This is a genomic window from Pseudomonas sp. Pseusp10 (assembly GCF_059492225.1).
Genome location: NZ_CP168528.1, coordinates 1,758,895 through 1,784,784, shown reverse-complemented (window position 1 = coordinate 1,784,784; position 25,890 = coordinate 1,758,895). Strand labels below are relative to the sequence as shown.

Sequence of the window (25,890 nt, the reverse complement as noted above, 5' to 3'; positions counted from 1 at the left end):
AGCAAGCTCGCTCCTACAACATGCCCGCGCCGGATCGTCATCTACAGTGAACTTGCGCGGGACTACTTGAAACGTCACGGAGAATCACACTATGAGCACCGATAGTGCCTTGAGTCGAAGCCGTCTATGGCCGACCCTGCTCGGCATTCTACTTCTACTGATGGGCCTGGCCATGCTGGCCGGGGGGATCAAGCTGAGCATGCTCGGCGGCTCGCTGTATTACCTGCTGGCCGGTATCGGCATCGCGCTGAGCGGCGTGTTGCTGATCGCGGCCCGCCGCGCGGCGCTGGGCCTGTACGCACTGGTGCTGTTCGCCAGTACTGTTTGGGCGCTGTGGGAAGTCGGCCTCGACTGGTGGCAACTGGTGCCACGCCTGGCGCTGTGGTTCGCCCTCGGCGTGGTGATGCTGCTGCCGTGGTTCCGTCGTCCATTGCTGATCAACGGCCCTGCCCCTATGGGTACAGGCGCCTTGAGCGTGGCCGTGGTCCTGGCCGGTGCCACCGCCGTGGCCAGCCAATTCACCCATCCCGGCGAGACCCTCGGCGAGTTGGGTCGTGAATCGGCTGACATGACCAGCACTGCGCCGCAGATGCCTGAAGGCGACTGGCAGGCCTATGGTCGCAGCGAATTCGGTGACCGCTATTCGCCACTCAAGCAGATCACCCCGGCCAACGTCGGCAAGCTGCAGGAAGCCTGGCGTATCCAGACCGGCGATCTGCCAACCGCCGATGACCCGGTGGAACTGACCAACGAAAACACCCCGCTCAAGGCCAACGGCATGCTCTATGCCTGCACCGCCCACAGCAAGGTGCTGGCGCTGGATCCGGACACCGGCAAGGAACTGTGGCGTTTCGACCCGCAGATCAAGAGCCCGGTGGGTTTCAAGGGCTTCGCCCACATGACCTGCCGTGGCGTGTCGTACTACGACGAAGCGGCCTACGCCAAGTCTGAAAACGCTGCCTCTGCAGTGATTTCCGAGGCCGGCAAAGCCGTCGCCCAGGCCTGCCCGCGTCGTCTGTACCTGCCAACCGCCGATGCACGCCTGATCGCACTCAACGCCGACACCGGCAAGGTCTGCGAAGGTTTCGGTAAAAACGGTGTGGTTGACCTGACTCAAGGCATCGGACCGTTCACCCCGGGTGGCTACTACGCCACCTCGCCGGCAGCGATCACCCGCGACCTGGTGATCATGGGCGGCCACGTCACCGACAACGAGTCGACCAACGAGCCATCCGGCGTGATCCGTGCGTTTGACGTACACGACGGTCATCTGGTGTGGAACTGGGACAGCAACAATCCAGACGCGACCGAACCGCTGCCAGAGGGCGAACACTACAGCCGCAATTCGGCCAACATGTGGTCGCTGGCCAGCGTCGACGAAAAACTCGGCATGGTCTACCTGCCGCTGGGCAACCAGACCCCTGACCAGTGGGGCGCAGACCGCACCCCGGGCGCCGAGAAGTTCAGTGCCGGCCTGGTCGCGCTGGACCTGGCCACCGGCAAGGTGCGCTGGAACTACCAGTTCACTCACCATGACCTGTGGGACATGGACGTCGGCAGCCAGCCAACCCTGCTGGACTTGAAAACCGCCGACGGCATCAAGCCGGCCGTGATCCAACCGACCAAGCAAGGCAGTCTGTACGTACTCGACCGTCGTGACGGCACGCCGATCATCCCGATCAAGGAAATCCCGGTTCCGCAAGGCGCCGTGAAAGGTGACCACACCGCGCCGACCCAGGCCCGTTCGGACCTGAACCTGCTGGCCCCGGAACTGACCGAAAAAGCCATGTGGGGCGCCAGCCCGTTTGACCAGATGCTGTGCCGCATCCAGTTCAAGGAGCTGCGTTACGAAGGTCAATACACCCCGCCGTCGGAACAGGGCAGCCTGATCTATCCGGGTAACGTCGGCGTCTTCAACTGGGGCGGAGTTTCGGTCGACCCGGTTCGCCAGATGCTGTTCACCAGCCCGAACTACATGGCCTTCGTCTCGAAGATGGTGCCTCGCGCCGAAGTCGCGGCCGGCAGCAAGCGCGAAAGCGAAACAGCGGGCGTGCAACCGAACACGGGCGCACCTTACGCGGTGATCATGCACCCGTTCATGTCGCCGTTCGGCGTACCGTGCCAGGCTCCGGCCTGGGGCTACGTGGCCGGCATCGACCTGACCACAGGCAAAGTCGTGTGGAAACGCAAGAACGGCACCAGCCGCGACAGCTCGCCATTGCCTATCGGCCTGCCACTCGGCGTGCCAAGCATGGGCGGCTCGATGGTCACCGCCGGCGGCGTCGGCTTCCTGAGCGGCACGCTGGATCAATACCTGCGCGCCTATGACGTCAACACCGGCAACGAGCTTTGGAAATCGCGCCTGCCGGCTGGCGGTCAGGCTACGCCGATGACTTACACCGGCAAGGACGGCAAACAGTACGTGCTGTTGGTCGTCGGTGGCCACGGCTCACTGGGCACCAAAATGGGTGACTATGTGATTGCGTACAAACTGTCCGAGTAAGTTTTAGCGGCAGTCAAAACAAAGGCGACGCCCGTGAGGACGTCGCCTTTTTTGTCGCCGCAGATTTCAAATCACCCCCGCCCCCCTGTGGGAGCGAGCTTGCTCGCGATGGGGGCATGACAGACACCCTTGAGGTGACTGTCAGACCGCAATCGCGAGCAAGCTCGCTCCCACAGGGGATAGTGTCGCCGCAAAATCCAGCTAACCTGTCTCTGCGCTGAACACGCCGTCGAAACACGCCCTTGCAGAAAATGCCCGTTGAAACCACCGCCAACCTGCCCCATCTAAGACCCATACCCATTGCGCAGGTGCCCCCATGAGCGACCAGCAAGAATTCCCCGAAGACCCAAGCGAATACGCCGATCCGCAAAGCGCCCCACAGCACAAACCCGGCAAAGGCCTGGCCCTGCCCGGCCAGAACCTGCCGGACAAGGTCTACATCATCCCGATTCACAACCGACCGTTCTTCCCGGCCCAGGTGCTGCCGGTCATCGTCAACGAAGAGCCGTGGGCCGAGACCCTGGACCTGGTGGCCAAGTCCGAACACCACTCCCTGGCCCTGTTCTACATGGACACGCCCCAGGATGACCCGCGCCATTTCAACACCTCGGCCCTGCCGCTCTACGGCACTCTGGTCAAGGTGCACCATGCCAGCCGCGAAAACGGCAAGCTGCAGTTCGTCGCCCAGGGCCTGACCCGCGTACGCCTCAAGACCTGGCTCAAGCATCACCGCCCGCCGTATCTGGTGGAAGTCGAATACCCGCACCAACCCACCGAGCCGACCGACGAGGTCAAGGCCTACGGCATGGCGTTGATCAATGCGATCAAGGAGCTGCTGCCGCTCAACCCGCTGTACAGCGAAGAGCTGAAGAACTACCTCAACCGTTTCAGCCCCAACGATCCGTCGCCGCTGACCGACTTCGCGGCGGCCCTGACCTCGGCCACCGGCAGTGAGCTGCAGGAAGTGCTCGACTGCGTGCCGATGCTCAAGCGCATGGAAAAAGTCCTGCCGATGCTGCGCAAGGAAGTCGAAGTCGCGCGTCTGCAAAAAGAGATTTCCGCCGAAGTTAACCGCAAGATCGGCGAGCATCAGCGCGAGTTCTTCCTCAAGGAACAACTCAAGGTCATCCAGCAGGAACTCGGCCTGACCAAGGACGACCGCAGCGCCGACCTTGAACAGTTCGAACAGCGACTGACCGGCAAGGTCCTGTCGCCACAAGCTCAGAAACGCATCGAAGAGGAAATGAACAAGCTGTCGGTGCTGGAAACCGGCTCGCCCGAGTATGCGGTCACCCGCAATTACCTCGATTGGGCGACCTCGGTGCCGTGGGGCATATACGGTGAAGACAAACTCGACCTCAAGCACGCGCGCAAGGTGCTGGACAAACACCATGCCGGCCTCGACGACATCAAGGACCGCATCCTCGAATTCCTCGCGGTCGGGGCTTACAAAGGCGAGATCAGCGGTTCCATAGTGTTGCTGGTGGGGCCGCCGGGCGTGGGCAAGACCAGCGTCGGCAAATCCATCGCCGAATCCCTGGGCCGGCCGTTCTATCGCTTCAGCCTTGGCGGCATGCGCGACGAGGCCGAGATCAAGGGCCACCGCCGCACCTACATCGGTGCGCAACCGGGCAAACTGGTGCAGGCGTTGAAAGACGTTGAAGTGATGAACCCGGTGATCATGCTCGACGAGATCGACAAGATGGGCCAGAGCTACCAGGGCGACCCGGCCTCGGCGCTGCTGGAAACCCTCGATCCGGAGCAGAACGTCGAATTCCTCGACCACTACCTCGACTTGCGCATGGACCTGTCGAAAGTGCTGTTCGTGTGCACCGCCAACACCCTCGATTCGATCCCCGGCCCGTTGCTCGACCGAATGGAAGTGATTCGCCTGTCGGGCTACATCACCCAGGAAAAAGTCGCCATCGCCAAGCGTCACCTGTGGCCCAAGCAACTGGAAAAGGCCGGTGTGTCCAAAGGCAGCCTGAGCATCAGCGACAGCGCGCTCAAGGCGCTGGTCGACGGTTATGCCCGTGAAGCCGGCGTGCGCCAGCTGGAAAAAAACCTCGGCAAACTGGTGCGCAAAGCGGTGATGAAACTGCTCGATGAGCCGAACGCCGTGATCAAACTCGGCCCGAAAGACCTGGAAACGTCCCTCGGCAAACCGGTGTTCCGCAACGAGCAGGTACTGTCGGGTGTCGGCGTCATCACCGGTCTTGCCTGGACCAGCATGGGCGGCGCGACCCTGCCGATCGAAGCCACGCGCATCCACACCCTCAACCGTGGGTTCAAGCTCACCGGGCAACTGGGCGATGTGATGAAGGAGTCAGCGGAAATCGCCTACAGCTACGTCAGCTCGCACCTGAAGTCGTATGGCGGCGATCCGAAATTCTTCGACGAAGCCTTCGTGCACCTGCACGTGCCGGAAGGCGCCACACCGAAAGACGGCCCGAGCGCCGGCGTGACCATGGCCAGTGCACTGCTGTCGCTGGCACGCAATCAACCACCGAAGAAAGGCGTGGCCATGACCGGTGAATTGACGTTGACCGGGCATGTACTGCCGATTGGCGGTGTTCGCGAGAAGGTCATTGCAGCGCGGCGGCAGAAGATTTTCGAACTGATTCTGCCGGAGGCCAACCGCGGCAATTTTGAGGAATTGCCGGAGTATCTGAAGGAAGGCATTACCGTGCATTTTGCCAAGCGCTTTGCGGATGTGGCGAAGGTGTTGTTCTGATGCTCTTGTAGCGCCTGTACTGCCGTCTTCGCGGGCAAGCCCGCGAAGGCGTCAGTCCTGACACCACCGTCCAGGCTGACCGTCACACTTTGTCTCATCTTAAGTTATGCTCGCCGTTCGTCGTGAACGCCGGAGCCCCCGACCCCATGTCCCCCATTCGCCTGCTTGCCCCCCTCGCCCTCGCCTTGCTGGCCGCGTGCGCCACGCAACCTGCACACAACGTGACCGTGGAAAAACAAAGCGAATGCCCGGTGCAGCTCAGCAATGGGCAAAACCTGATCCTGACCCTGCCGAGCAATCCGACCACGGGCTATCGCTGGGCGATCCAGGATTCGGCCGGCGGCGTACTGCACGCCTTGGGGCCTGAGGTTTATCGAAATCCGGAAGATGCCGGCATCGTCGGTGCGGCCGGGGTTTCGACCTGGCGCTTTCAGGCTTTTGCGACCGGCACCGGGCGTTTGCGCCTGACCTCGCAACAGCCATGGGCACCGGAAGTGTTGCCGGTGGACTCGTTCGACTGTGCGATCTCGGTTAACTGACCGTGGGCTGGCTGATTCTGGCGCTGATGGGCGCGGTGACCTTTCTTTATGGCCTGAGCGTGCACGCCTCTCTGTTGTGTCTGCTGGTCAAGCCACTGCCGGTGCTGGCCCTGCTCGGCTGGCTGCATGACGCACCGCCCGGCGAATATCGGCGCTGGATCAGCCTGGGCTTGATCTTTTCCTTGCTCGGCGACGTGTTGCTGGCCTGGCCCGGGGACTTGTTCGTGTTTGGCCTGGGCGCGTTTCTGGTCGCCCACCTGGCCTATCTGAAAGCCTACCTGAGCGATTGCCGGCGCCTGGCTCCTTTCCCCCTGGTCATCGCCCTCGGCGTCGGTGCGGTGCTGTTGGGGATTCTGATTGCTCATGGACTGGGGCCACTACTGGTTCCGGTGATCGTCTACGGCCTGGCCATCAGCGCCATGCTCTGGCGCGCGCTCGCGCGGCTCGGCAGCGACGTGCCCAAGCGTTCGGCGCTGCTGGCGACGGCGGGTGCGGTAGCGTTTGTGTTCTCCGACAGCGTGATTGGCATCAGCCGTTTTGTGGTGCCGTTCGACGCGGCGGCTTATGTGATCATCCTCAGCTATTGGCTGGGGCAATGGGGCATCACTGCCTCGGCATTTCCCCAGTCCCGCCGCACTTTGTAGCAGCTGCCGAAGGCTGCGTTCGAGGGCGAAGCCCTCGCCATCCAGCCCACCTGAAAAACGAGTCGCAAGATTTACGACTGCTTCGCAGCCGAACGCAGCCTTCGGCAGCTGCTACCTGGATTGCGCGCTCATCCGGCGGTTTATCAGACAACCCGCGCATCCCCGCGCCAACTTGGCTAAAATGCCGGCCTTTTCCACCTACGCCGCTGGAACCGCCGTGAGCAAAGAATCCGATCGCCTTTTCGCCCAGCCTTTGGCCCAGGTGCCTGACTTCGCCTTTAACGAGGATGTGGTGCGGGTGTTCCCGGACATGATCAAGCGCTCGGTGCCGGGCTATCCGACCATCGTCGAAAACCTTGGCGTGCTCGCCGCGCAGTTCGCCCAGCCCAATAGCGTGCTCTACGACCTGGGCTCGTCGCTGGGCGCCGTGACTCAGGCCCTGCGCCGGCACGTGCGCACCGACGGTTGCCGGGTGATTGCTGTGGATAACTCGACGGCGATGGTCGAACGCTGCCGCGAGTACCTCAACGGACAGGATTCGATGTTCCAGGAATTGCTACCGGTCGAAGTGATCGAAGGCGACATCCTCGCTCTGGAGTTCCAGCCTGCCTCGGTAGTAGCGCTGAACTTCACCCTGCAATTCATTGCCCCGGAACAACGCACCGCGTTGCTGACGCGTATCCGCCAGTCGCTGCTGCCCGGTGGAGCGCTGATCCTTTCGGAAAAACTGCGCTTTGAAGACGAGCAGGAGCACGCACTGCTGACCGACCTGCACATCGCCTTCAAACGCGCCAACGGCTACAGCGAACTGGAAATCGCCCAGAAGCGCAGCGCCATCGAAAACGTCATGAAGCCCGACAGCCTCGAAGAGCACCGCGAACGCCTGCTGGCCGCCGGGTTCTCGAAAGTCGTGCCGTGGTTCCAGTGTCTTAACTTTGCCTCGTTGATTGCCTTGCCATGATTGATCTGTCCCCCCTCGCCCGCCGTCTGGCCGGCACCCCGCTGGCCGACTGGGCCAACACCCTGCAAGCGCAACTCGACAAGAAAATGGAAAAGGGTCATGGCGACCTGGAGCGCTGGCAAAGCGCGCTGGACGCCTTGCCGAAAATCCAGCCGAGCGAAGTCGATTTGCTCAACGGCTTGAAGCTGGACACCGACTGCGACGATGCAACCCGTGCGCAAATGCGCACCGCGTTGATGGGGTTGTCGCCATGGCGCAAGGGGCCGTTCGACCTGTTCGGCGTGCACGTCGACACCGAATGGCGCTCGGACTGGAAGTGGTCCCGTGTGGCACCGCACCTGGACCTTGCGGGCAAGCGCATCCTCGATGTCGGCTGCGGCAACGGCTATTACATGTGGCGCATGCTCGGCGCTGGCGCGGACAGCGTGATCGGTGTCGACCCGAACTGGCTCTTTTTCTGCCAGTTCCAGGCCGTACAGCGTTACCTGTCGGAGCCGAACGCCTGGCACCTGCCGTTTCCCTTTGAAGACCTGCCGCCGAACCTCGAAGGCTTCGACACGGTGTTTTCCATGGGCGTGTTCTATCACCGCCGTTCGCCCATCGAGCACTTGCTGGCGCTGAAGGATTGCCTGGTCAAGGGCGGTGAACTGGTGCTGGAAACGCTGGTGGTCGAAGGCGACAAGCACCAGGTGCTGGTGCCGGAAGACCGCTATGCGCAGATGCGTAACGTGTGGTTCCTGCCGTCGGTGCCGGCGCTGGAGCTATGGCTGCGTCGTGCCGGGTTCACCGATGTGAAGTGCGTGGATGTGAGCACCACCACGGTCGCGGAACAGCGCGGGACGGAGTGGATGAAGTATCAGTCGCTGAGCGACTTCCTCGACCCCGAGGATCACAGCAAGACCATTGAAGGGCTGCCGGCGCCGATGCGGGCGGTCATCGTCGCTCGCAAATAAATCTCCAGACAATGGAGATCCCCTGTAGGAGCGAGCTTGCTCGCGATGGTGGATCAGTCGACATCAATGAACCTGACACTCCATCGCGAGCAAGCTCGCTCCCACAGGGGTTCGGTGTTTAGTCTGAAGGCTTTGCTCTGCGCGCCTTGAAAAACTCGCTCAACACCGCCCCGCACTCCTCCGCCAACACCCCGCCTTCATACAGCACCCGGTGATTCAGGAAACCCTGGGTAAAGAACTGCCCCTGGCTCTGCACAATCCCGGCTTTCGGCTCCAGTGCGCCGTACACCACCCGCGTTATCCGCGAATGCACGATCAGGCCTGCGCACATGCTGCACGGTTCCAGCGTCACGTACAGCGTGCTGCCCGGCAGGCGATAGTTGCTCACCGCTTGCGCAGCGGCGCGGATCGCGACCATTTCCGCGTGGGCGCTGGGATCGCTGGCGCTGATCGGGCAGTTGAAGCCGCGACCGATGATTTCACCGTCCTGCACCAGCACCGCGCCCACCGGCACTTCGCCCAGGGCTGCGCCTTGAGCCGCCAGGGCCAGGGCTTCACGCATGAAGTCGCGGTCACGGCTGCGGTCGATGATCGCGGCGGGACGAATCTGACGCATCACGCCACCTCGATGGCGGCCATCAGGCCGGTTTCCATGTGGTCGATCACATGGCAGTGGAACATCCATACCCCCGGGTTATCCGCCACCAGCGCCACTTGCACGCGCTCGTTCTTGCCCAGCAGGTAGGTGTCGGTGAAATACGGAATGACCTTGTGCCGGTTCGAGGCGATGACCTTGAAACTCATGCCGTGCAGGTGAATCGGGTGCTGATACTGAGTCATGTTTTTCAATTCAAAAATGTAGCTCTTGCCCTTCTCGAGCTTGGCAATCGGGCGGTCGGCGCAGGTCTTGTCGGTGATGTCCCAAGCCTTGCCGTTGATTTGCCACAAGCTCGGTGGTTTGCCATTGTCGACATTGACTGATACCGAGCCGACCCATTCGAAATTGAAGTTGAGTTTCTCGGCATTGGCCAGGTCGGGCTCGGCGATCGGGTTGGCAGGCAGTGCCGGCGGCCACTCGGTCGGCGCATCGCTATTGGCCACCGAACGGAACGTGCCCAGGCGCACCGGACCGTTGCGCAGGGACAACTCTTCACCGGCCGGCGGGGCCTTGATCGCCAGGCAAATGCGCATGCCGGGGCCGAGCCAGTACTCCTTGCCCAGCGGCCGTGGCTCGATCGGGTTACCGTCCAGCGCGTAGATCTGCGCTTCGACGCCGGGAATGTTCAGGCGATAGGTCAATGTGTTGTCGAGGTTGAGCAGGCGCACGCGGGTAATCTGCCCGGCCGGCAACTCGATCACCGCTTGCGGCACGCCATTGATGGTCGCCAGGCGCCCCGCCGTGCCGCCCCGGGCCGCTTCCCGGGGAATGCTGAACTCGACGAAATTGCCCACCTCGTCGACATGCCAGCTCTTGAGGCTCAAGGTTTTTTCATACTTGAAGCCGGTCGGCTCGCGTTCTTCGACGATCAGCGGCCCGACCAGACCGCGACCGAGTTCTTCGCTGCTGTTCACGTGCGGGTGATACCAATAGCTGCCGGCATCGGGTACGCGGAATTTGTAGTCGAAATACTCGCCCGGCAGCACCGGAAGCTGCGATACGTAAGGCACGCCATCCATTTCCAGCGGCAGGCGGATGCCGTGCCAGTGAATGGTGGTGGCGACCGGCAGGTGATTGATGAAGCGCACCCGCAACCAATCACCCTGGCGCGCCCGCAACTCGGTGCCCGGCGCCGAAGGGCCGAACGCCCAGGCCTGGGTCTTGTGCCCGGCCACCAGTTCGACGTCCAGCGGCGCCGCGATCAGTTCATAGTCGTGACCCGCGTCAGCGTCGGCCATCTTGCCCAACCAGTAACGCGACGCGCCACCAGCCCCCACGCCAACGACAACAAGACCGGCCAGGCCACCGAGGATTTGGCGACGGGTAAAGGACATGAACTCAACTACCTCACGTATCAGCTACAGGCCCGGGGCCCGCAAAAGGCGAATACGATACACCCGCAGTTGTGAAAGAAACAGCAAAGCGGGCGTGACGACGGGCCGCAGCCGGACGGCACTCTGTTTTGATCTGTCTCTGACAGCACAGATCCATCAATACCTGAGACTGCGCGCCGCTATTCCTACAGACCAGGCTGTAGTCCGCCCTGCATAGTGCCGACTTCAAACCCATCCATTTCTCAAGGAGAGAGAAATGAATTCCTCAGATACAAACTCACAATTCCTACTTCCCGACCCCGACGACGTGCAGGCCCTCAAAGACCTGGTGATCCCGTTCGTGGAAGCCTGTCCCGACATGCACGATATGGCCCACGGCGAAGCCCAGGGCATTCTGGACAAATACGGTATCGAGCACATCGACCCGGACAAGGTCTGGTGGCACCGCTTCGACAATACTTCAGTCAGCAGCAATACGGCCTTCCTGTTCTGGGAACACTATCCCAAACCCTGCGAGTCGCTGACGCTGCCGCAGCTGGTGGTCCAGCGCTTCCACTCCCACGACCAGGACAACGCCGACCTGCTGGACAGTGATGGCGGTTTCTACAATGAGGGCGCAAACGCCCGCATCTACAACGAAACCAACGAAATCCGGATGTACCCCAGCAGCGTCATAAAGGATCTATGGCGAATCAACTTCAGTGACCGTTACTGGGAAAAAATGGGCAGCTTCTGGGTAAACCATTCGGATGACTATCGGACACTGGCCAAGCTCAATTTCATCTCCAAGGCCCTGGAGGAGCATGACAGCTCGCGCCTGAGCAACGAAAACCTCAAGACCGTGCTCAAAGCCGTGGCGGGAAATATTTCCTGGCCGATCACCCTGGACATGCTCAGGTCCGAAGCGTCACCTGTAAATGATCTGCGGGTCACGCCCCTGACCATCGGCACTTACCAGTCCACCGACATCCTGCGCATCGTCGACAAAAAGGGTTATCAGATTGTCTATACACCCGGCGAGCTGGATGCATTCCATGTATTCGAAACACCCCATGACTTGCATCTATGGCTGATGCATCACAACAACAAGGCCGACAATCGCGCACGTTTCATGGCGCATTTCCCTCTGTCGGCGCAACAACAGGATGGCGACAACGCTGGTCTTAACCACACCATCGATTTGCTCTTTTTCGGTGGTTCCTACGACAACAGTCAACTCAACCTGGATTGGCCGGCGCTGGAGATGGATGCCTTTACCTGGCTTCGCGACTCTGTCAGGGAGCGTATGTTCGACGATGCCGATCTGTCGCTGCGATCCAATGGCGATCTGCGGGAGAAAATGTGGATCGGCTATCTTTCGACATTTACCCGACTCTTTGGCGCCATGGCCGTCGCTGGCTGGCCGGTCGCCCTTGCGGCCGTCGGTGCCGGCCTGGCCAACATTGGCCTGAACATCGCCGAGGCCGTCAATGGACACAGCGTTGCCGATCGCAAAAGCGGGGTCATTGGCGCCATCACCGCCTCTATCGACAGCCTTTTCAACCTGTTGGCCCTGCGCGGCGCCGTGGAAATATCGGAAGTCGGCAGCGCCAAGGAAGAGTTCACCCCCCAGGAAAACCTCGCCGAGCCTGAGTACACCGCCGGCGCCACGCCCCGCCCCCCGGTGATCACCACACGCCCGGTCCCTCCCCTGGACAGCGAAAACCCGCTGGCCCCCTTCCAGACCAATGAAATTCTCGATGGCCTGCAAGTGGTCAGCGACGAAGGCAAGTATCGCAATATTTACCAGCCCCCGACTGGCGGCAACTACATCGGGATCGACTATTCCTACTATCAGGTCCGCTACGTCAACGAGATGAAAACCTGGGTCATCATCGACCCGGCCAACCCATTCTCCTTCCACCGCAACCTGCCGGTTCGCCTGAACGCCGAAGGTGAATGGGAACTTCTCGGTCGCCCCGGACTGAAGGGGGGCGGGAAATTTTTCGACCAGCTGCCGTGGGGCCGCCCGGCCGCCCCTCTACCCGACATCAATAGCGCTCCGACACCCTACGATGTTCCTGCTGAGTTACGACAAGATCTCAAGCCTGTGGCCTGGAACGAAGTGGATGACAAACATTTGAATGACGATTTCGTCGACCTGCGAAATCCGGAGGGGCCCTCCAGCCAGTTCAAGGCATTGCGCAAAACTTTGTACCGGGACGCACATGACTACTTTGCCAACGCTTCACTGCCGCCGCGCCCCGCCATCCCGGCTCTGAACGCGGCCAGCAAACCGAAAGACATCATCAAGACGCTGCTCAAGGAATCTCCAAGCCTAGTGATCGGTGAAAACCACTCGAGCGTCGGCAGCAAGCAATTCCTTATCGAAAACATGGACATACTCGCCAAGCAAAAGGTCAAGACCTTGTACATGGAGCATTTGCTCACTGACTATCACCAGGCCGACCTGGACATCTTCAACCGGGGTGGCGATCTATCGGAGGATCTGGAGAGCTACCTGAAACAGCTCGACAGGGGCCACGGAACTGACCCTTCCGGTCGTTTTTCCTTTCGCGAAGTGGTCAAGGCCGCACAGAAAAACCACATCCGCGTGCAGGCCATTGACTGCACGGCCAGTTATCACTCGAGAGGAATTTCCGGCGCATCCGCCAACTATCGGCAAGAAATGATGAATTACTTCGCCAAGACGGTCATCGATGCCGACCAGGCAGCCAGGGGTGCGCATCGTTGGGTGGCGCTGGTCGGTGAGTCTCACGCCAATACCTTTAACGCAGTACCGGGGATCAGCGAGCTCGAGGGTGGTATCGGCCTGCGCATCGAGAGTGCCGAAGCAGGCCAGGCCAGAGGCATCGAGCCAGATCCGGGAAGAACCGGTACCGATCCGGAGAAGCTGACGCCAGTCTTCGTCAAAAACGACTTGCGCCTGCAACTGGAATTGCCGCCAGGGCTAGTCAGGGAACAGGCGCTGAGCGTTGCACTCAAGGAGCCAGGAATGATGACCCTGGAACAAACCGGCAGCGAATTTGAACTGGTTCATCGCAGCAGGGAGGGACTCTTGGTGCACACGCCTATCGCACGCGATGTCAAAGGTTTCTACATCAAAAACTCCAAGTGGAATATCAACAACCAGCGTTTTGGTACGTTCAAGGAATTGATGGACGCCCTCACTGGCATGGGCATGACACTGACCCGGGTTCCCTGAGACGCTGACCAGCGAGCCACGCACAAAAAAGCCGCGTGAAACTCAGGTTTCACGCGGCTCCATGTGGTCCAGTCTTCAGGCCATCAGGGCCTGCAGTGGATCATTCCCACTCAATGGTCGCCGGCGGCTTGCTCGACACGTCGTAGGTGACGCGGGAGATGCCTTCGATTTCATTGATAATACGGCCGCTGACGGTTTCCAGCAGTTCGTAAGGCAGGTGTGCCCAACGCGCGGTCATGAAGTCGATGGTTTCCACGGCACGCAGGGCCACGACCCAGGCGTAACGACGGCCATCGCCGACCACGCCAACCGATTTCACCGGCTGGAACACCACGAATGCCTGGCTGACCTTGTGGTACCAGTCGGCCTTGCGCAGTTCTTCGATGAAGATGTGGTCGGCACGACGCAGCAGGTCGGCGTATTCCTTCTTCACTTCACCGAGGATGCGCACGCCCAGGCCCGGGCCCGGGAACGGGTGACGGTAGACCATGTCGTACGGCAGGCCCAGTTCCAGGCCCAGACGACGGACTTCGTCCTTGAACAGCTCGCGCAGTGGTTCGACCAGCTTGAGGTTCATTTCTTCCGGCAGGCCGCCCACGTTGTGGTGCGACTTGATCACGTGGGCCTTGCCGCTTTTCGCGCCAGCCGATTCGATCACGTCCGGGTAGATGGTGCCCTGGGCCAGGTACTTGATGTTGTCCAGCTTGCAGGACTCGGCATCGAACACGTCGATGAAGGTACGGCCGATGATCTTGCGCTTCTTCTCCGGGTCGGCTTCGCCGGCCAGGTTGCCCAGGAACTGCTCCTCGGCGTTGGCGCGGATCACCTTGACGCCCATGTTCTCGGCGAACATGGCCATCACTTGCTCGCCTTCGTGCAGGCGCAGCAGGCCGTTGTCGACGAACACGCAGGTCAGTTGGTCGCCGATGGCCTTGTGCAGCAGCGCGGCAACCACGGACGAGTCAACGCCGCCGGACAGACCAAGCAGTACGTTGTCGGTGCCGACCTGGGCGCGAACCTGGGCGATGGCGTCTTCAGCGATTTTCGACGGAGTCCACAGGGCTTCGCACTCGCAGATGTCGAGGATGAAACGCGACAGAATACGACCGCCTTGCTTGGTGTGAGTCACTTCCGGGTGGAACTGCACGCCGTAGTAGCGACGCTCATCGCTGAACATGCCGGCGATCGGGCAGCTCGGGGTGCTGGCCAGGATGTGGAAGTCAGACGGCATTTTGGTGACCTTGTCACCGTGGCTCATCCATACGTCGAGGCCGAACAGGCCGTCGGCGTCGATGTGGTCTTCGATGCCGTCGAGCAGGCGGCTCTTGCCGACCACGTCGACGCGGGCGTAACCGAACTCACGCAGCTCGGAACCTTCAACCTTGCCGCCCAGTTGCTCGGCCATGGTCTGCATGCCGTAGCAGATACCGAACACCGGTACGCCCAGGTCGAAAACGGCTTGCGGGCAGCGAGGGCTGTTGGCTTCGTGGACCGACTCCGGGCCGCCTGCGAGGATGACGCCTTTAGGAGCGAACTCGCGGATCGCATCTTCGTCCATGTCGAACGGGTGCAGTTCGCAGTACACGCCGATTTCACGCACGCGGCGGGCGATCAGCTGGGTGTACTGGGAACCGAAGTCGAGGATCAGGATGCGGTGAGCGTGAATGTCGAGGGCCATGATTCAGTCTCGTCTAAAAAATTCGGAAACAGTCGTGATTCAGAAACAACTCGGGGCTGAATAAAACAGCCCCGGTTGCTTGGTTTGTTGCTTGAAGGCTCAACCTACGCGGTAGTTCGGCGCTTCTTTGGTGATCTGCACGTCGTGCACGTGGGACTCGGCCATGCCGGCGCCGGTGATCCGCACGAACTCAGGCTTGGTGCGCATCTCTTCGATGTTGGCGCTACCGGTGTAGCCCATCGAAGAGCGCAGGCCGCCCATCAACTGGTGGATGATCGCGCTCAGGGTGCCCTTGTACGGAACACGCCCTTCGATGCCTTCCGGAACGAGCTTCTCGGCGCCTGCCGAGGAGTCCTGGAAGTAACGGTCGGAGGAACCTTGAGCCTGGGACATGGCGCCCAGCGAACCCATGCCGCGATAAGCCTTGTACGAACGGCCCTGGAACAGTTCGATCTCGCCCGGAGCTTCTTCGGTACCGGCGAACATCGAGCCCATCATCACGCAGGAAGCACCGGCAACGATGGCCTTGGACAGGTCACCGGAGAAACGGATACCGCCGTCGGCGATCAACGGCACGCCAGTGCCTTCAAGGGCAGCGGCGACGTTTGCGATGGCACTGATTTGCGGCACGCCGACACCGGCGACGATACGGGTGGTGCAGATCGAGCCAGGGCCGATACCGACCTTGACTGCGTCAGCGCCGGCTTCGGCCAGGGCCTTGGCGGCAGCGCCGGTGGCAATGTTGCCGCCGATGACCTGCACTTCAGGGAAGTTCTGTTTGACCCAGCGAACGCGGTCGATCACGCCTTTGGAGTGACCGTGTGCGGTGTCGACCACCACCACGTCAACGCCGGCATTGACCAGGGCGGCTACGCGGTCACCGGTGTCTTTACCGGTGCCGACGGCCGCGCCAACGCGCAGACGACCTTGATCGTCCTTGCTGGCCAGCGGGTAAGCCTTGGCTTTTTCGATGTCGTTGACGGTCATCATGCCCTTGAGGGCGAATTTGTCGTCGACGATCAGCACGCGTTCGATGCGGTGCTTGTGCAGCAGTTCACGCACATCGTTCTTGTCGGCGCCTTCCTTGACCGTGACCAGACGCTCTTTAGGCGTCATCACTTCACGGACAGTGGCTTCCAGACGGTTCTCGAAACGCACGTCACGGGAGGTGACAATGCCGACCAGGTCGCCATTGTGCAGCACCGGAACGCCGGAGATGTTGTGCATGCGGGTCAGTTCGAACAACTCGCGCACGGTGGCGTCGGCGACGATGGTGATCGGGTCCTTGACCACACCGGCTTCGTAACGCTTGACCTTGCGCACTTCGGCAGCTTGCTGCTCGATGGTCATGTTCTTGTGGATGATGCCGATACCACCTTCCTGAGCCATGGCGATTGCCAGACGGGCTTCAGTGACGGTGTCCATGGCAGCGGAAACCAGTGGAATATTCAGCTCGATGCCACGGGTAAGGCGGGTCTTGAGACTGACTTCGTTAGGAAGCACCTCGGAATAACCGGGCACTAGGAGAATGTCGTCGAATGTCAGAGCTTCTTGGCTGATACGCAGCATCGCGGGGGCTCCCGAGCGGGAAAATGGAAGCGCGCCATTATAGTCAGACACCCCCTCGGGTTCAATGTAAAACTCTGACTATTATTGGCATTACGGATATACGGGAATCAAAACCATGAAATTGCTGTTTTTTTGTAGGAGCGAGCTTGCTCGCGATGAAACTGAAGGCGGCACTTGTTTCCAGACAGCACGCGTCATCGTTTACGCCCATCGCGAGCAAGCTCGCTCCTACAGGTTTCAGAGTTCGACTTTTACCCAACTGACCGGCTGATCCAGCCAATCGGCGAACTCGTCGAGAAAGTGCTGTTTAAACCCGGCTTCGGCCCAGTTGTTGAAGATGAAACCGAGGTTGGAGAAGCCGCATTCCTGCAGGAACAGAAAGCCGTTGATGTCGTCTTCATGTCCGCATTCCGGGCAGGTGAAGTTATCGGTGCGTCCTGGCATCCAGTCTTCCAGGCTTTCGAACAGGGCTTCACCGATTTCCTTGCGGCACTCGGCACAACCTGCTTCTCCAAGGAAACCCTTGGCCGGCGTATAGATGCAGCGCTTGGTGACAATTTCCAGGCCGTTGACGGCTTCGCCAAACGGCAGCGCCTCCGGATGCAGGACCACCTCACGGGCACCCTCGGCGATGGCGTGGCCCATGCGGTTGCCGGTGCGGCCGCAAGTGGTCAGTTCTTCCTGGATGATGTTCTTGCGCACCAGCCAGCGCACGACGGCCCTGGCCCGGGGTTCGTGCACCGGCAGGGTGGAGATTTTCGGGACGATGATGCTTTGGGAATTCATGGGTACAGGCCTGAAGCTTTGATGAAGGGACCTCAGTGGTCGCGCGGACAAGACACATATCCAAAATTATAGGCTGACCCTGTGGGAGCGGGCTTGCCCGCGAAGAGGCCGGCAAATCCAACATCTACTCCGACTGACACACCGCCATCGCGGGCAAGCCCGCTCCCACAGGGTTACGGGCAAGTCCACAATGCTTTTTACAGTTCTACGACAACCGCTTGCGAAGCACGGGTTGCCTTGGCGCGGGCGGCTTCGATCGATTCGTCGCGCGCCAGGGCCACGCCCATGCGGCGCTGACCGTTGACTTCAGGCTTGCCGAACAGACGCAACGCGGTATCCGGCTCGCTCAAGGCAGCGCCCAGATTGGCGAAAGCGGTCTGGGTCGACTGCCCTTCCACCAGGATCACCGCCGAGGCCGACGGCCCGAACTGACGGATCAACGGAATCGGTAGACCGAGAATGGCCCGTGCGTGCAGGGCGAACTGCGACAGGTCCTGGGAAATCAGGGTCACCAGACCGGTGTCGTGCGGGCGCGGCGAGACTTCGCTGAACCACACCTGATCACCCTTGATGAACAGCTCGACGCCGAACAGACCACGGCCACCCAGGGCTTCGGTCACGGCTTTGGCGACGCGTTCGGATTCAGCCAGGGCAATCGGACTCATGGCTTGCGGCTGCCAGGATTCCTGGTAGTCGCCCTTCTCCTGACGGTGGCCGACCGGCGCGCAGAAGGTGGTGCCGCCCACATGGCGCACGGTCAGCAGGGTGATTTCGTAGTCGAAATCGATGAAGCCTTCGATGATCACCCGACCTTTACCGGCGCGGCCACCTTCCTGGGCGTAGTCCCAGGCTTTCTGCACGTCATCGACGCTGCGCAGCAGGCTCTGGCCCTTGCCCGAAGAACTCATGACCGGCTTGACCACGCAGGGGAAACCGAGGTCTTCGACGGCTTTGCTGTAGTCCTCGAAGGTGTCGGCGAAGTGGTACGGCGAGGTTGGCAGGTCCAGCTCTTCGGCGGCCAGGCGACGGATGCCTTCGCGGTTCATGGTCAGTTGCGCGGCGCGGGCGGTCGGGATCACGTTGAAACCTTCGGCCTCCAGTTCCACCAGGGTCGAGGTGGCGATGGCTTCGATTTCCGGCACGATAAAATGCGGCTTCTCGGCTTCGATCACGGCGCGCAGGGCCGCACCATCAAGCATGTTGATCACGTGGCTGCGGTGCGCAACCTGCATGGCCGGCGCGTTGGCGTAGCGATCCACGGCAATCACTTCAACGCCCAGGCGTTGCAGCTCGATCACCACTTCCTTGCCCAACTCGCCACAGCCACACATCAATACGCGGGTCGCGGTGGACGACAATGGAGTTCCGATACGGGTCATCTGAAGGTCCTCAAGGAGCGGATCATCGCGGGACGCGCCATGCGCGCTTCCCATGGGGAGAAAGCGCGGCATTTTACATGAACTTCAGCCGACGACAGCCTGTTTGCGCAGGCGCCAGGCCATGATCAGCCACACGGCGGTGACCCCGGCGAACTTCGAACCCAGGGCGGTGAGGATCACCCCCGGTGTCAGCGCGTCGATCATGCCGAAAAAGATAAAGGTATCGAGGGGAATGCTCAGGGCCGAACTTATCCACAGGCGATCATGCAGCGGACGCTTGGTGATGCTGAACACCAGCCAGTCGATGCATTCGGAAACCGCGAACGCCGTGGCGCTGGCCAGGGCGATGGACGGATCGGAGGTGACATAGGACAACACCAGCGCCACCAGCATCGCCGCGAGGGCGCCATGTCCGAATCGGGCTTGCACCATGTCGCGCAATACAAACACCAGCCCGCCCCAGGCCGACCAGATGATGTCCAGGTGCGGCGCGGTGGAAAAGGCGTAGTTGATCAGCACGACGCTGCTGATGTAGGCGATCAGGAAGAGCATGGGCAGTGGGATGCCTGAGGATTCAAGGCGCACAGGGTACTTCAGTCATGCAATGCCGCCAAATGCAACGCGATCCTTGTAGCAGCTGGCGAAGCCTGCGTTCGGCTGCAAAGCAGGCGCAAATTCTGAGTCCCCGGTCTTCCAGAAAGTCCGCGTTGCCTGATTCCACGACTGCTGCGCAGCCGAACGCAGGCTTCGCCAGCTGCTACCGGTTCGGGGTTTTGTTGAGCATCCAGATCAACCCGCTGGCCTTGGCCCGCTCATGACACAACCCCAGCACCTTGCGGCGCTCGGCGTTGTCCATACGGCTCCAGCGGGTGATTTCTTCCACCGTGCGCTGGCAACCGGTACAGATGTCATCCTCGTCCAGCGCGCAAATGTTCACGCAGGGCGATGCTACCGGGCGTTCGGTGTCGGTCATTGTTCCTGCTCGGCCAGATCGCGGGCATAACGCTGCGAGTTGTGCACGTAGTGAGCAGCGCTGGCCTCCAGCATTTTGATTTGCGGCTCGGTCAATTCGCGCACCACTTTGCCAGGTGAACCCATGACCAGCGATCCGTCCGGAATCTCTTTGCCTTCGCCGATCAGCGAATTGGCGCCGATGATGCAGTTCTTGCCAATCTTCGCGCCATTGAGAATCACCGCGTTGATGCCGATCAGGCTGTAGTCGCCGACGGTGCAGCCATGGAGCATGGCGTTGTGGCCGATGGTCACGCCAGTGCCGATGACCAGCGGGTAGCCCATGTCGGTGTGCATCACGGTGCCGTCCTGGACGTTGCTGTTCTTGCCGATCAGGATCAACTCATTGTCGCCGCGCAGAACGGTGTTGAACCAGACGTTGGCGCCCTCTTCCAGCTTTACCTTGCCCACCAGCACGGCACTGGGAGCAACCCAGCTCTGTGGATGGGTTTCGACGCGGGCGTCGCCCAGGCGGTATTTCATTGTGTTGTCCTCAAGGCTCAGGCAGGCAGGTTCAAACCATTCGAACGATGGCTTCAGGTATTGATAAAGCTTTTGGGAGGTTGGTGCAGGCTGATTTTCGCGTCATACAGCAAGTTGATCAACTCGACGATCATGATCGCCGTCAGCCCCCAGATCTTGTATTCACCAAAGCGATAGCTCGGCACATACCAGCTGTGGCCCTGATAATCGATGCGATGGGTATGTTCACGGGGGTCCTTGCGGAAGAACTCCAGGGGCACGCTGAACACGGCGGCGATCTCGGCATCATTGGCCTGGTATTCGACGAAATCCGGAATCACCCCGACATACGGGGTGACCTTGATGCCATGCAGGCTGATCAACGGGCTGAGCGGGCCGATCACCTCGACCAGCCCCGGCGGCAAGCCGATCTCTTCTTCGGCCTCACGCAAGGCGGTGAAAATCAGGTCGGGGTCTTCGGGGTCACGGCGCCCGCCGGGAAAGGCGACTTCACCGCCATGGGTCGACAGTCCGCTGGCACGCAGGGTCAACACCAGCTCTGGCTCGTCACTGCGGGTGATCGGCACCAGCACTGCGGCCTCGGGAAAACGATGGTCGGTCTCCAACGTGCGTGGTGTGTGGTTACTTACCCGATGCAGTAGCTCGTCCAGCATGAGTGTTCTCGATCTGTGCCTTACCCGGCATCATGCACCAATCGCTGCGGCCGCCCAACCCCCGCAACCGCCCCATGTCGCGAAACGACAACTTGCCGACAGACACTGCCGCACGCCAAGATAGGCCCAGCATTCAGGAACCCAAGCATGAAATTTTGCAGCCAGTGCGGCAACCCGGTGACCCAGCGCATTCCCGAAGGCGATTCCCGCCTGCGTTTTGTCTGCGACAGCTGTCAGGCCATTCACTACCAGAACCCCAATATCGTCGCCGGCTGCGTGGCGACCTGGGGCAGCAAGGTGTTGCTGTGCCGGCGGGCCATCGAGCCGCGCCGCGGCTACTGGACCCTGCCCGCCGGTTTCATGGAGAACGGCGAGACCATCGAGCAGGCGGCCATTCGCGAAACCGCCGAGGAAGCCTGCGCCCGGGTGCGCAACCTGAGCATCTATACCCTGATCGACGTGCCGCACATCAGCCAGGTGCATGTGTTCTTTCGCGCCGAGCTGGCGGACCTGGACTTTTCTGCCGGCCCCGAGAGCCTGGAAGTGCAACTATTCGACGAAGCGGACATTCCTTGGGATGAGCTGGCTTTCCGCACGGTGGGCCGTACCTTAGAATGCTTCTTCGCTGACCGGCGGACCGAGATCTATCCCGTACGGTCTGAATCGATCCCGCCGCTTGCTCAGCCTGCCAATACCTGATGTCATCTTGTTATCATTCGAAGGCGCTGAACGATCGTCCGAACGCGCCCCCGAGCCTACGGCGGCTCCTGCAAAAACATCTATACATAAATAGTCGCGACACCTCCTGGGGAATCGTTTCAATGCGCTGGTTGCTTGCCCTGTTCTGTTTGTCGTTCGTCACGGTATCCCAGGCTTCTGCCGTGGAAACCCTGGACGGCAAGGTCATCGAGAAAATCCTGATTCTCAAGTCTTCCCATCAATTGCAATTGATCAATGACGGCAAGCCGCTCAAGACCTATCGCATTTCCCTGGGCAAGCGTCCCAAGGGGCCGAAGCTGATGGAAGGCGACAAACGCACCCCGGAAGGCTTCTACTGGGTCGACTGGCGCAAGACCAGTGATAAATTCAACCTGGCAATGCACATTTCCTACCCGAACATCAGCGACTCTGCCCGCGCCCGACGTGAAGGCGTCGAGCCCGGCGGCATGATCATGATCCACGGCACACCGGATACCGTGGACACCCCGGAAGACCTGTTCCACACCCTGGACTGGACCGACGGCTGCATCGCCATGCGCAACATGGACATGCGCGAAGTCTGGAACCTGGTGCCGGACGGCACGATGATCGAGATTCGTCCGTAATCGCAACACCCACCTTGTAGCAGCTGGCGAAGCCTGCGTTCGGCTGCGAAGCAGTCGTGAAATCAGCCGACGCGTTGTGTCAGGAATACTTCGCACTCAGGTTTTACGACTGCTGCGCAGCCGAACGCAGGCTTCGCCAGCTGCTACAGGTCGAGTTTCTTCTTCTGACCGCCACCGTCGGTCGCCCTCGAAAAAATAAATTCAACAGATCGCGGTCTGCGACAGCACCTGCCGGAGAGATACCAGTTCCCTTCTCAGAAGCTGCCGCAGGCTGCGATCTTTGCTATTGAACTCCCCACCTCTAATACCACTTCAAACATCCCCCCATTTCAATCGCTCTTCAGAGCTGGATTTACCGTGCATCCTGCCAGCCAGTGGCGTTGACATGGTATTCAAGTGGTATTAGTTTTTGCTCCATTCAAGGGTGACAACACTCCAATATCCGCCCCGGACACCGCCATGAACGATCTCCACGCCCTGCGCCCCGACGACACCCAGCCCACGCCGCTCTACCTGCAACTGGCGCGCAACCTGGAAGCGGCGATCCATGCCGGCCAGTGGAAAGCCGAACAGGCCATGCCTTCGGAGCGCAACCTGAGCGAGACACTGGGCATCTCCCGCGTCACTGCCCGCAAGGCGCTGGAAGTGCTGCTCGAACAAGGCCTGATTCGCCGCAACCAGGGCTCCGGCACCTTCATCACGCCGCGCCTCGAACAACCGCTGTCGCGCCTTTCCGGTTTCAGTGAAATGCTCCGTCTCAAGGGTTTCGTGCCCGGCTCGCAATGGCTGGAGCGGGAAATCACCCTGCCGACCCACGAAGAGCTGATCCGCCTCGGCCTGTCGCCCAACGACAAAGTCGCGCGCCTCAAACGCCTGCGTAAAGCCGACGACACCGTAATGGCTATCGAGATGAGCACCCTGCCCGCCTCGATCATTCCCAAGCCGCAAATGGTCGGCGATTCCCTCTACGAATTCCTCGACGGCATCGGCAAACCGGTTGTCCGCGCCTTGCAGCATATCCAGGCGATCAACGCCTCGGACGAGTTCGCCGCGCTGGTCGGCATCGCCCCCGGCACCGCCATGCTGCTGATGACCCGGGTCGGCTACCTGGAAGACAACACGCCCATTGAAGTTACCGACACCTATTGCCGTAACGACTACTACGACTTTGTCGCAGAGCTTCGTAGATAAAGAGCTGCGTCGCTAAACACCGAGAACCCCACATGTCCGAAGACAACATCCTCACCCCCGACGGCTGGGTACGCGGCCGGCTGGTTCACGAACACGGCAAGGTCGTCGCCATCGAAGGCGTGTCCTGCGATCCGGCGGACAACGATCTGCCGTACCTGCTGCCGGGCTTTATCGACCTACACGTGCACGGCGGTGGCGGCAAAGACATCATGGAGGGCACGCCGGCCTTCGAAACCATCACCCGCACCCACGTGCGCTTCGGCACCACGTCGTTGCTGGCCACCACCATGACCGCACCGAACGAAGAGATCTTGCGCGTGCTCAAGGCCGTCGGCGAATTCTGTGAGCAGCGACCCCACGGCTGCGCCCGGGTGCTCGGTGTGCACCTCGAAGGCCCCTACATCAATCCCGGCAAACTCGGTGCGCAACCCAACTTCGCCCACACCGCGCTGATGGCCGAAGTCGAAGCGTACCTGGCGCTCGCACCGATCCGGGTGATCACCATTGCCCCGGAAATTGCCGGCCACGACGCCTTGATCCGTGACCTCAGCGCCCGTGGCGTCCGCATGCAAATTGGCCACACCCTGGGCAGTTACGAGGAAGGCGTGGCTGCGCTGGCAGCCGGCGCCAGCAGTTTCACCCACCTCTACAACGCCATGAGCCCGCTGCATCACCGCGAACCGGGGATCGTCGGCGCCGCGTTGGCCCACGCCCAATACGCCGAACTGATTCCGGACTTGCTGCACGTGCACCCCGGCGCGATCCGCGTGGCCCTGCGTTCGATCCCGTGCCTGTACTGCGTCACCGACTCGACCGCCGCCGCCGGCATGCCCGACGGCGAATACAAGCTCGGCAGCCACACCGTGACCAAATGCCTGGGCGGCGTGCGCCTGCCCGACGGCACCCTGGCCGGCAGCACCCTGACCATGGATCAGGCCCTGCGCAATCTGGTGAAGATCGGCCTGCCCATCGCCGAAGCCTCGCAGCGCCTGTCGCAATTCCCCGCCGACTACCTCGGTATCACCGAACGCGGGCGCCTGCAACCGGGGGCCTGGGCCGACTGCGTGCGGCTGGATCGCTCACTGAAACTGACCGCTGTCATGGTCGAAGGAGAAGACATTGACTTCAAAAATGCTTGAAGAGGCGCTGTCCTCGTTCGAGGCCGTGCAAGCCCAGCTGCAACAACTCGACCCGCAGTTGATCGAGATCGCCGGACGTCTGCGCCGTCAGCCGCCGCAAGTGGTCATGACCGTGGCCCGCGGCAGCTCCGACCACGCCGCCAGCTACTTCGCCTACCTGACCATGCAACTGCTGGGCATCCCGGTGGCGTCGTTGCCGATGTCGGTGGTGACCATGCAGCAGGCGCCGTTGAAGGTCAGCGGCCAGGCGGCATTCGCCTTTTCGCAATCGGGACAAAGCCCTGACCTGGTCAACAGCCTGCGCCTGTTACGCAAACGCGGTGCCTTGAGCATTTCGCTGGTCAATGCCGAAGACTCGCCGCTGGAAGCCGCCTGCGAATTCAGCCTGCCACTGTGTGCCGGCACCGAAAGCAGCGTCGCCGCGACCAAGAGTTTTATCGCCACCCTCAGCGCCAGTGCCCGGCTGATTGGTCACTGGAAAGAAGACGCCGAACTGCTCGAGGCTGGTTCCGCCTTGCCCGAGGGACTGCGCGACGCCGCGCAGCAGGACTGGAGCCCGGCCATCGACGCCTTGCGCGACTGTCAGCGGCTGATGGTGATCGGCCGTGGCGCCGGTTTCGCCATCGCCCAGGAAGCGGCGCTCAAGTTCAAGGAAACCTCAGCGATCCAGGCCGAAGCCTTCAGCAGCGCCGAAGTCCGTCACGGCCCGATGGCCTTGATCGGCGACAACTACCCGCTGCTGGTGTTCGCCCCACGGGGTGCCGAGCAGGCCGGTTTGCTGAGCCTGGCAGCCGACATGCGCCAGCGTGGCGCCCGTGTCCTGCTGGCCGCACCGGATGACGTGCTCGAACGCGACCTGACGCTGACCCGCGCCGAGCACCCGGCCCTCGACCCGATACTGGCGATCCAGAGTTTCTACGTGATGGCCGCCGGCCTGGCCGTGGCCCGCGGCATGGACCCGGACCAGCCGCGGCACTTGAGCAAAGTCACCCGTACGCACTAACCCCCCTTGTAGGAGCGAGCTCGCTCGCGATGGTCGTCAACGAAAACGCGTGTTTGCTGGATAAACGCGGCGTTCTTTAGTCCATCGCGAGCTCGCTCCTACAAGGGGGCGCATTGATCCGAACCGATGTTTTGAATGAGAC

General features: G+C 61.2%; 22 protein-coding genes. 12 read left to right on the top strand and 10 right to left on the bottom strand.

Annotated elements, in window-relative coordinates; translation table 11 throughout:
* Positions 1-91: 91 nt before the first annotated feature.
* From ACEN8Z_RS07960 to cmoB, 6 genes are all read left to right on the top strand, one after another.
* A complete protein-coding gene (locus tag ACEN8Z_RS07960) occupies positions 92-2,503 on the top strand; it encodes a glucose/quinate/shikimate family membrane-bound PQQ-dependent dehydrogenase (protein ID WP_495597278.1) in 2,412 nt (803 codons plus the stop codon).
* Between the two features lie 316 nt (positions 2,504-2,819).
* Positions 2,820-5,237, top strand: a complete 2,418-nt coding sequence (gene lon, locus ACEN8Z_RS07955) for an endopeptidase La (RefSeq protein WP_495597277.1) — start codon at positions 2,820-2,822, stop codon at positions 5,235-5,237.
* Between the two features lie 146 nt (positions 5,238-5,383).
* Entirely contained in the window at positions 5,384-5,776 is a 393-nt protein-coding gene (locus ACEN8Z_RS07950) for a protease inhibitor I42 family protein (protein ID WP_495597276.1), read from the top strand.
* Positions 5,777-5,778: 2 nt separating this feature from the next.
* A complete protein-coding gene (locus ACEN8Z_RS07945) occupies positions 5,779-6,420 on the top strand; it encodes a lysoplasmalogenase (protein ID WP_495597275.1) in 642 nt (213 codons plus the stop codon).
* Positions 6,421-6,601: 181 nt separating this feature from the next.
* A complete protein-coding gene (gene cmoA, locus ACEN8Z_RS07940) occupies positions 6,602-7,381 on the top strand; it encodes a carboxy-S-adenosyl-L-methionine synthase CmoA (RefSeq protein WP_495597274.1) in 780 nt (259 codons plus the stop codon).
* Entirely contained in the window at positions 7,378-8,334 is a 957-nt protein-coding gene (gene cmoB, locus ACEN8Z_RS07935) for a tRNA 5-methoxyuridine(34)/uridine 5-oxyacetic acid(34) synthase CmoB (protein WP_007993292.1), read from the top strand. The genes cmoA and cmoB overlap by 4 nt, the downstream gene beginning before the upstream one ends.
* Before the next feature lie 118 nt (positions 8,335-8,452).
* Here cmoB and tadA read toward each other — a convergent pair whose 3' ends face one another.
* Both tadA and ACEN8Z_RS07925 read right to left on the bottom strand, forming a co-directional pair.
* Positions 8,453-8,950, bottom strand: coding sequence for a tRNA adenosine(34) deaminase TadA (gene tadA, locus ACEN8Z_RS07930; protein ID WP_495597273.1), 498 nt, complete (start codon positions 8,948-8,950; stop codon positions 8,453-8,455).
* Positions 8,950-10,326, bottom strand: coding sequence for a multicopper oxidase family protein (locus ACEN8Z_RS07925; RefSeq protein ID WP_495597272.1), 1,377 nt, complete (start codon positions 10,324-10,326; stop codon positions 8,950-8,952). Before ACEN8Z_RS07925 ends, tadA begins: the two co-directional genes overlap by 1 nt.
* 256 nt (positions 10,327-10,582) lie before the next feature.
* On the opposite strand from ACEN8Z_RS07925, the gene ACEN8Z_RS07920 reads away from it, so the two are divergent.
* A complete protein-coding gene (locus ACEN8Z_RS07920) occupies positions 10,583-13,531 on the top strand; it encodes a membrane-targeted effector domain-containing toxin (protein WP_495597271.1) in 2,949 nt (982 codons plus the stop codon).
* A gap of 100 nt (positions 13,532-13,631) precedes the next feature.
* On the opposite strand, the gene guaA is transcribed toward ACEN8Z_RS07920, so the two are convergent.
* The 8 genes from guaA to ACEN8Z_RS07880 form a co-directional block, all read right to left on the bottom strand.
* Entirely contained in the window at positions 13,632-15,209 is a 1,578-nt protein-coding gene (guaA, locus tag ACEN8Z_RS07915) for a glutamine-hydrolyzing GMP synthase (protein ID WP_007982837.1), read from the bottom strand.
* Between the two features lie 99 nt (positions 15,210-15,308).
* Complete coding sequence (gene guaB, locus ACEN8Z_RS07910) at positions 15,309-16,778, bottom strand: IMP dehydrogenase (protein ID WP_007993289.1); 1,470 nt, start codon at positions 16,776-16,778, stop codon at positions 15,309-15,311.
* A 237-nt stretch (positions 16,779-17,015) separates the two neighbouring features.
* The gene (locus ACEN8Z_RS07905; RefSeq protein WP_007993286.1) at positions 17,016-17,564 is read right to left on the bottom strand and encodes a hypothetical protein; all 549 of its coding nucleotides are present in this window, start codon (positions 17,562-17,564) and stop codon (positions 17,016-17,018) included.
* Positions 17,565-17,761: 197 nt separating this feature from the next.
* Entirely contained in the window at positions 17,762-18,943 is a 1,182-nt protein-coding gene (purT, locus tag ACEN8Z_RS07900; RefSeq protein ID WP_495597270.1) for a formate-dependent phosphoribosylglycinamide formyltransferase, read from the bottom strand.
* An 84-nt stretch (positions 18,944-19,027) separates the two neighbouring features.
* Positions 19,028-19,495 (bottom strand): VUT family protein, encoded by a 468-nt coding sequence (locus tag ACEN8Z_RS07895; protein ID WP_150672984.1) that lies wholly within the window; start codon positions 19,493-19,495, stop codon positions 19,028-19,030.
* A 205-nt stretch (positions 19,496-19,700) separates the two neighbouring features.
* A complete protein-coding gene (locus ACEN8Z_RS07890) occupies positions 19,701-19,916 on the bottom strand; it encodes a DUF1289 domain-containing protein (protein WP_116260495.1) in 216 nt (71 codons plus the stop codon).
* On the bottom strand, positions 19,913-20,437 hold the full coding sequence (locus tag ACEN8Z_RS07885) for a gamma carbonic anhydrase family protein (protein ID WP_495597269.1): 525 nt from the start codon (positions 20,435-20,437) through the stop codon (positions 19,913-19,915). Before ACEN8Z_RS07885 ends, ACEN8Z_RS07890 begins: the two co-directional genes overlap by 4 nt.
* A gap of 53 nt (positions 20,438-20,490) precedes the next feature.
* Positions 20,491-21,090 carry a CoA pyrophosphatase gene (locus ACEN8Z_RS07880; RefSeq protein ID WP_007982822.1) on the bottom strand — a complete coding sequence of 200 codons (600 nt, stop codon included), beginning with the start codon at positions 21,088-21,090 and terminating at the stop codon, positions 20,491-20,493.
* A gap of 147 nt (positions 21,091-21,237) precedes the next feature.
* On the opposite strand from ACEN8Z_RS07880, the gene ACEN8Z_RS07875 reads away from it, so the two are divergent.
* The 5 genes from ACEN8Z_RS07875 to ACEN8Z_RS07855 all read left to right on the top strand — a co-directional run bounded on the left by ACEN8Z_RS07875 (position 21,238) and on the right by ACEN8Z_RS07855 (position 25,748).
* Positions 21,238-21,789: an NUDIX hydrolase gene (locus ACEN8Z_RS07875; RefSeq protein ID WP_007993282.1), complete on the top strand. Its 552-nt coding sequence runs from the start codon at positions 21,238-21,240 to the stop codon at positions 21,787-21,789.
* A gap of 122 nt (positions 21,790-21,911) precedes the next feature.
* Positions 21,912-22,415, top strand: a complete 504-nt coding sequence (locus ACEN8Z_RS07870; protein ID WP_007993281.1) for a L,D-transpeptidase family protein — start codon at positions 21,912-21,914, stop codon at positions 22,413-22,415.
* 459 nt (positions 22,416-22,874) lie between these two features.
* Positions 22,875-23,606 carry a GntR family transcriptional regulator gene (locus ACEN8Z_RS07865; RefSeq protein WP_442095745.1) on the top strand — a complete coding sequence of 244 codons (732 nt, stop codon included), beginning with the start codon at positions 22,875-22,877 and terminating at the stop codon, positions 23,604-23,606.
* Positions 23,607-23,638: 32 nt separating this feature from the next.
* The gene (gene nagA, locus ACEN8Z_RS07860) at positions 23,639-24,745 is read left to right on the top strand and encodes an N-acetylglucosamine-6-phosphate deacetylase (protein WP_495597268.1); all 1,107 of its coding nucleotides are present in this window, start codon (positions 23,639-23,641) and stop codon (positions 24,743-24,745) included.
* Positions 24,726-25,748, top strand: a complete 1,023-nt coding sequence (locus ACEN8Z_RS07855) for an SIS domain-containing protein (RefSeq protein ID WP_495597267.1) — start codon at positions 24,726-24,728, stop codon at positions 25,746-25,748. Before nagA ends, ACEN8Z_RS07855 begins: the two co-directional genes overlap by 20 nt.
* Positions 25,749-25,890: the final 142 nt, after the last annotated feature.

What these genes read in the sequence shown, in the direction of transcription:
- ACEN8Z_RS07960 (WP_495597278.1), top strand. Translation starts at nt 92, where the DNA reads ATGAGCACCGATAGTGCCTTGAGTCGAAGCCGTCTATGGCCGACCCTG.
- lon (WP_495597277.1), top strand. Translation starts at nt 2,820, where the DNA reads ATGAGCGACCAGCAAGAATTCCCCGAAGACCCAAGCGAATACGCCGAT.
- ACEN8Z_RS07950 (WP_495597276.1), top strand. Translation starts at nt 5,384, where the DNA reads ATGTCCCCCATTCGCCTGCTTGCCCCCCTCGCCCTCGCCTTGCTGGCC.
- cmoA (WP_495597274.1), top strand. Translation starts at nt 6,602, where the DNA reads ATGCCGGCCTTTTCCACCTACGCCGCTGGAACCGCCGTGAGCAAAGAA.
- cmoB (WP_007993292.1), top strand. Translation starts at nt 7,378, where the DNA reads ATGATTGATCTGTCCCCCCTCGCCCGCCGTCTGGCCGGCACCCCGCTG.
- tadA (WP_495597273.1), bottom strand. Translation starts at nt 8,950, where the DNA reads ATGCGTCAGATTCGTCCCGCCGCGATCATCGACCGCAGCCGTGACCGC.
- ACEN8Z_RS07925 (WP_495597272.1), bottom strand. Translation starts at nt 10,326, where the DNA reads ATGTCCTTTACCCGTCGCCAAATCCTCGGTGGCCTGGCCGGTCTTGTT.
- ACEN8Z_RS07920 (WP_495597271.1), top strand. Translation starts at nt 10,583, where the DNA reads ATGAATTCCTCAGATACAAACTCACAATTCCTACTTCCCGACCCCGAC.
- guaA (WP_007982837.1), bottom strand. Translation starts at nt 15,209, where the DNA reads ATGGCCCTCGACATTCACGCTCACCGCATCCTGATCCTCGACTTCGGT.
- guaB (WP_007993289.1), bottom strand. Translation starts at nt 16,778, where the DNA reads ATGCTGCGTATCAGCCAAGAAGCTCTGACATTCGACGACATTCTCCTA.
- ACEN8Z_RS07905 (WP_007993286.1), bottom strand. Translation starts at nt 17,564, where the DNA reads ATGAATTCCCAAAGCATCATCGTCCCGAAAATCTCCACCCTGCCGGTG.
- purT (WP_495597270.1), bottom strand. Translation starts at nt 18,943, where the DNA reads ATGACCCGTATCGGAACTCCATTGTCGTCCACCGCGACCCGCGTATTG.
- ACEN8Z_RS07895 (WP_150672984.1), bottom strand. Translation starts at nt 19,495, where the DNA reads ATGCTCTTCCTGATCGCCTACATCAGCAGCGTCGTGCTGATCAACTAC.
- ACEN8Z_RS07890 (WP_116260495.1), bottom strand. Translation starts at nt 19,916, where the DNA reads ATGACCGACACCGAACGCCCGGTAGCATCGCCCTGCGTGAACATTTGC.
- ACEN8Z_RS07885 (WP_495597269.1), bottom strand. Translation starts at nt 20,437, where the DNA reads ATGAAATACCGCCTGGGCGACGCCCGCGTCGAAACCCATCCACAGAGC.
- ACEN8Z_RS07880 (WP_007982822.1), bottom strand. Translation starts at nt 21,090, where the DNA reads ATGCTGGACGAGCTACTGCATCGGGTAAGTAACCACACACCACGCACG.
- ACEN8Z_RS07875 (WP_007993282.1), top strand. Translation starts at nt 21,238, where the DNA reads ATGAAATTTTGCAGCCAGTGCGGCAACCCGGTGACCCAGCGCATTCCC.
- ACEN8Z_RS07870 (WP_007993281.1), top strand. Translation starts at nt 21,912, where the DNA reads ATGCGCTGGTTGCTTGCCCTGTTCTGTTTGTCGTTCGTCACGGTATCC.
- ACEN8Z_RS07865 (WP_442095745.1), top strand. Translation starts at nt 22,875, where the DNA reads ATGAACGATCTCCACGCCCTGCGCCCCGACGACACCCAGCCCACGCCG.
- nagA (WP_495597268.1), top strand. Translation starts at nt 23,639, where the DNA reads ATGTCCGAAGACAACATCCTCACCCCCGACGGCTGGGTACGCGGCCGG.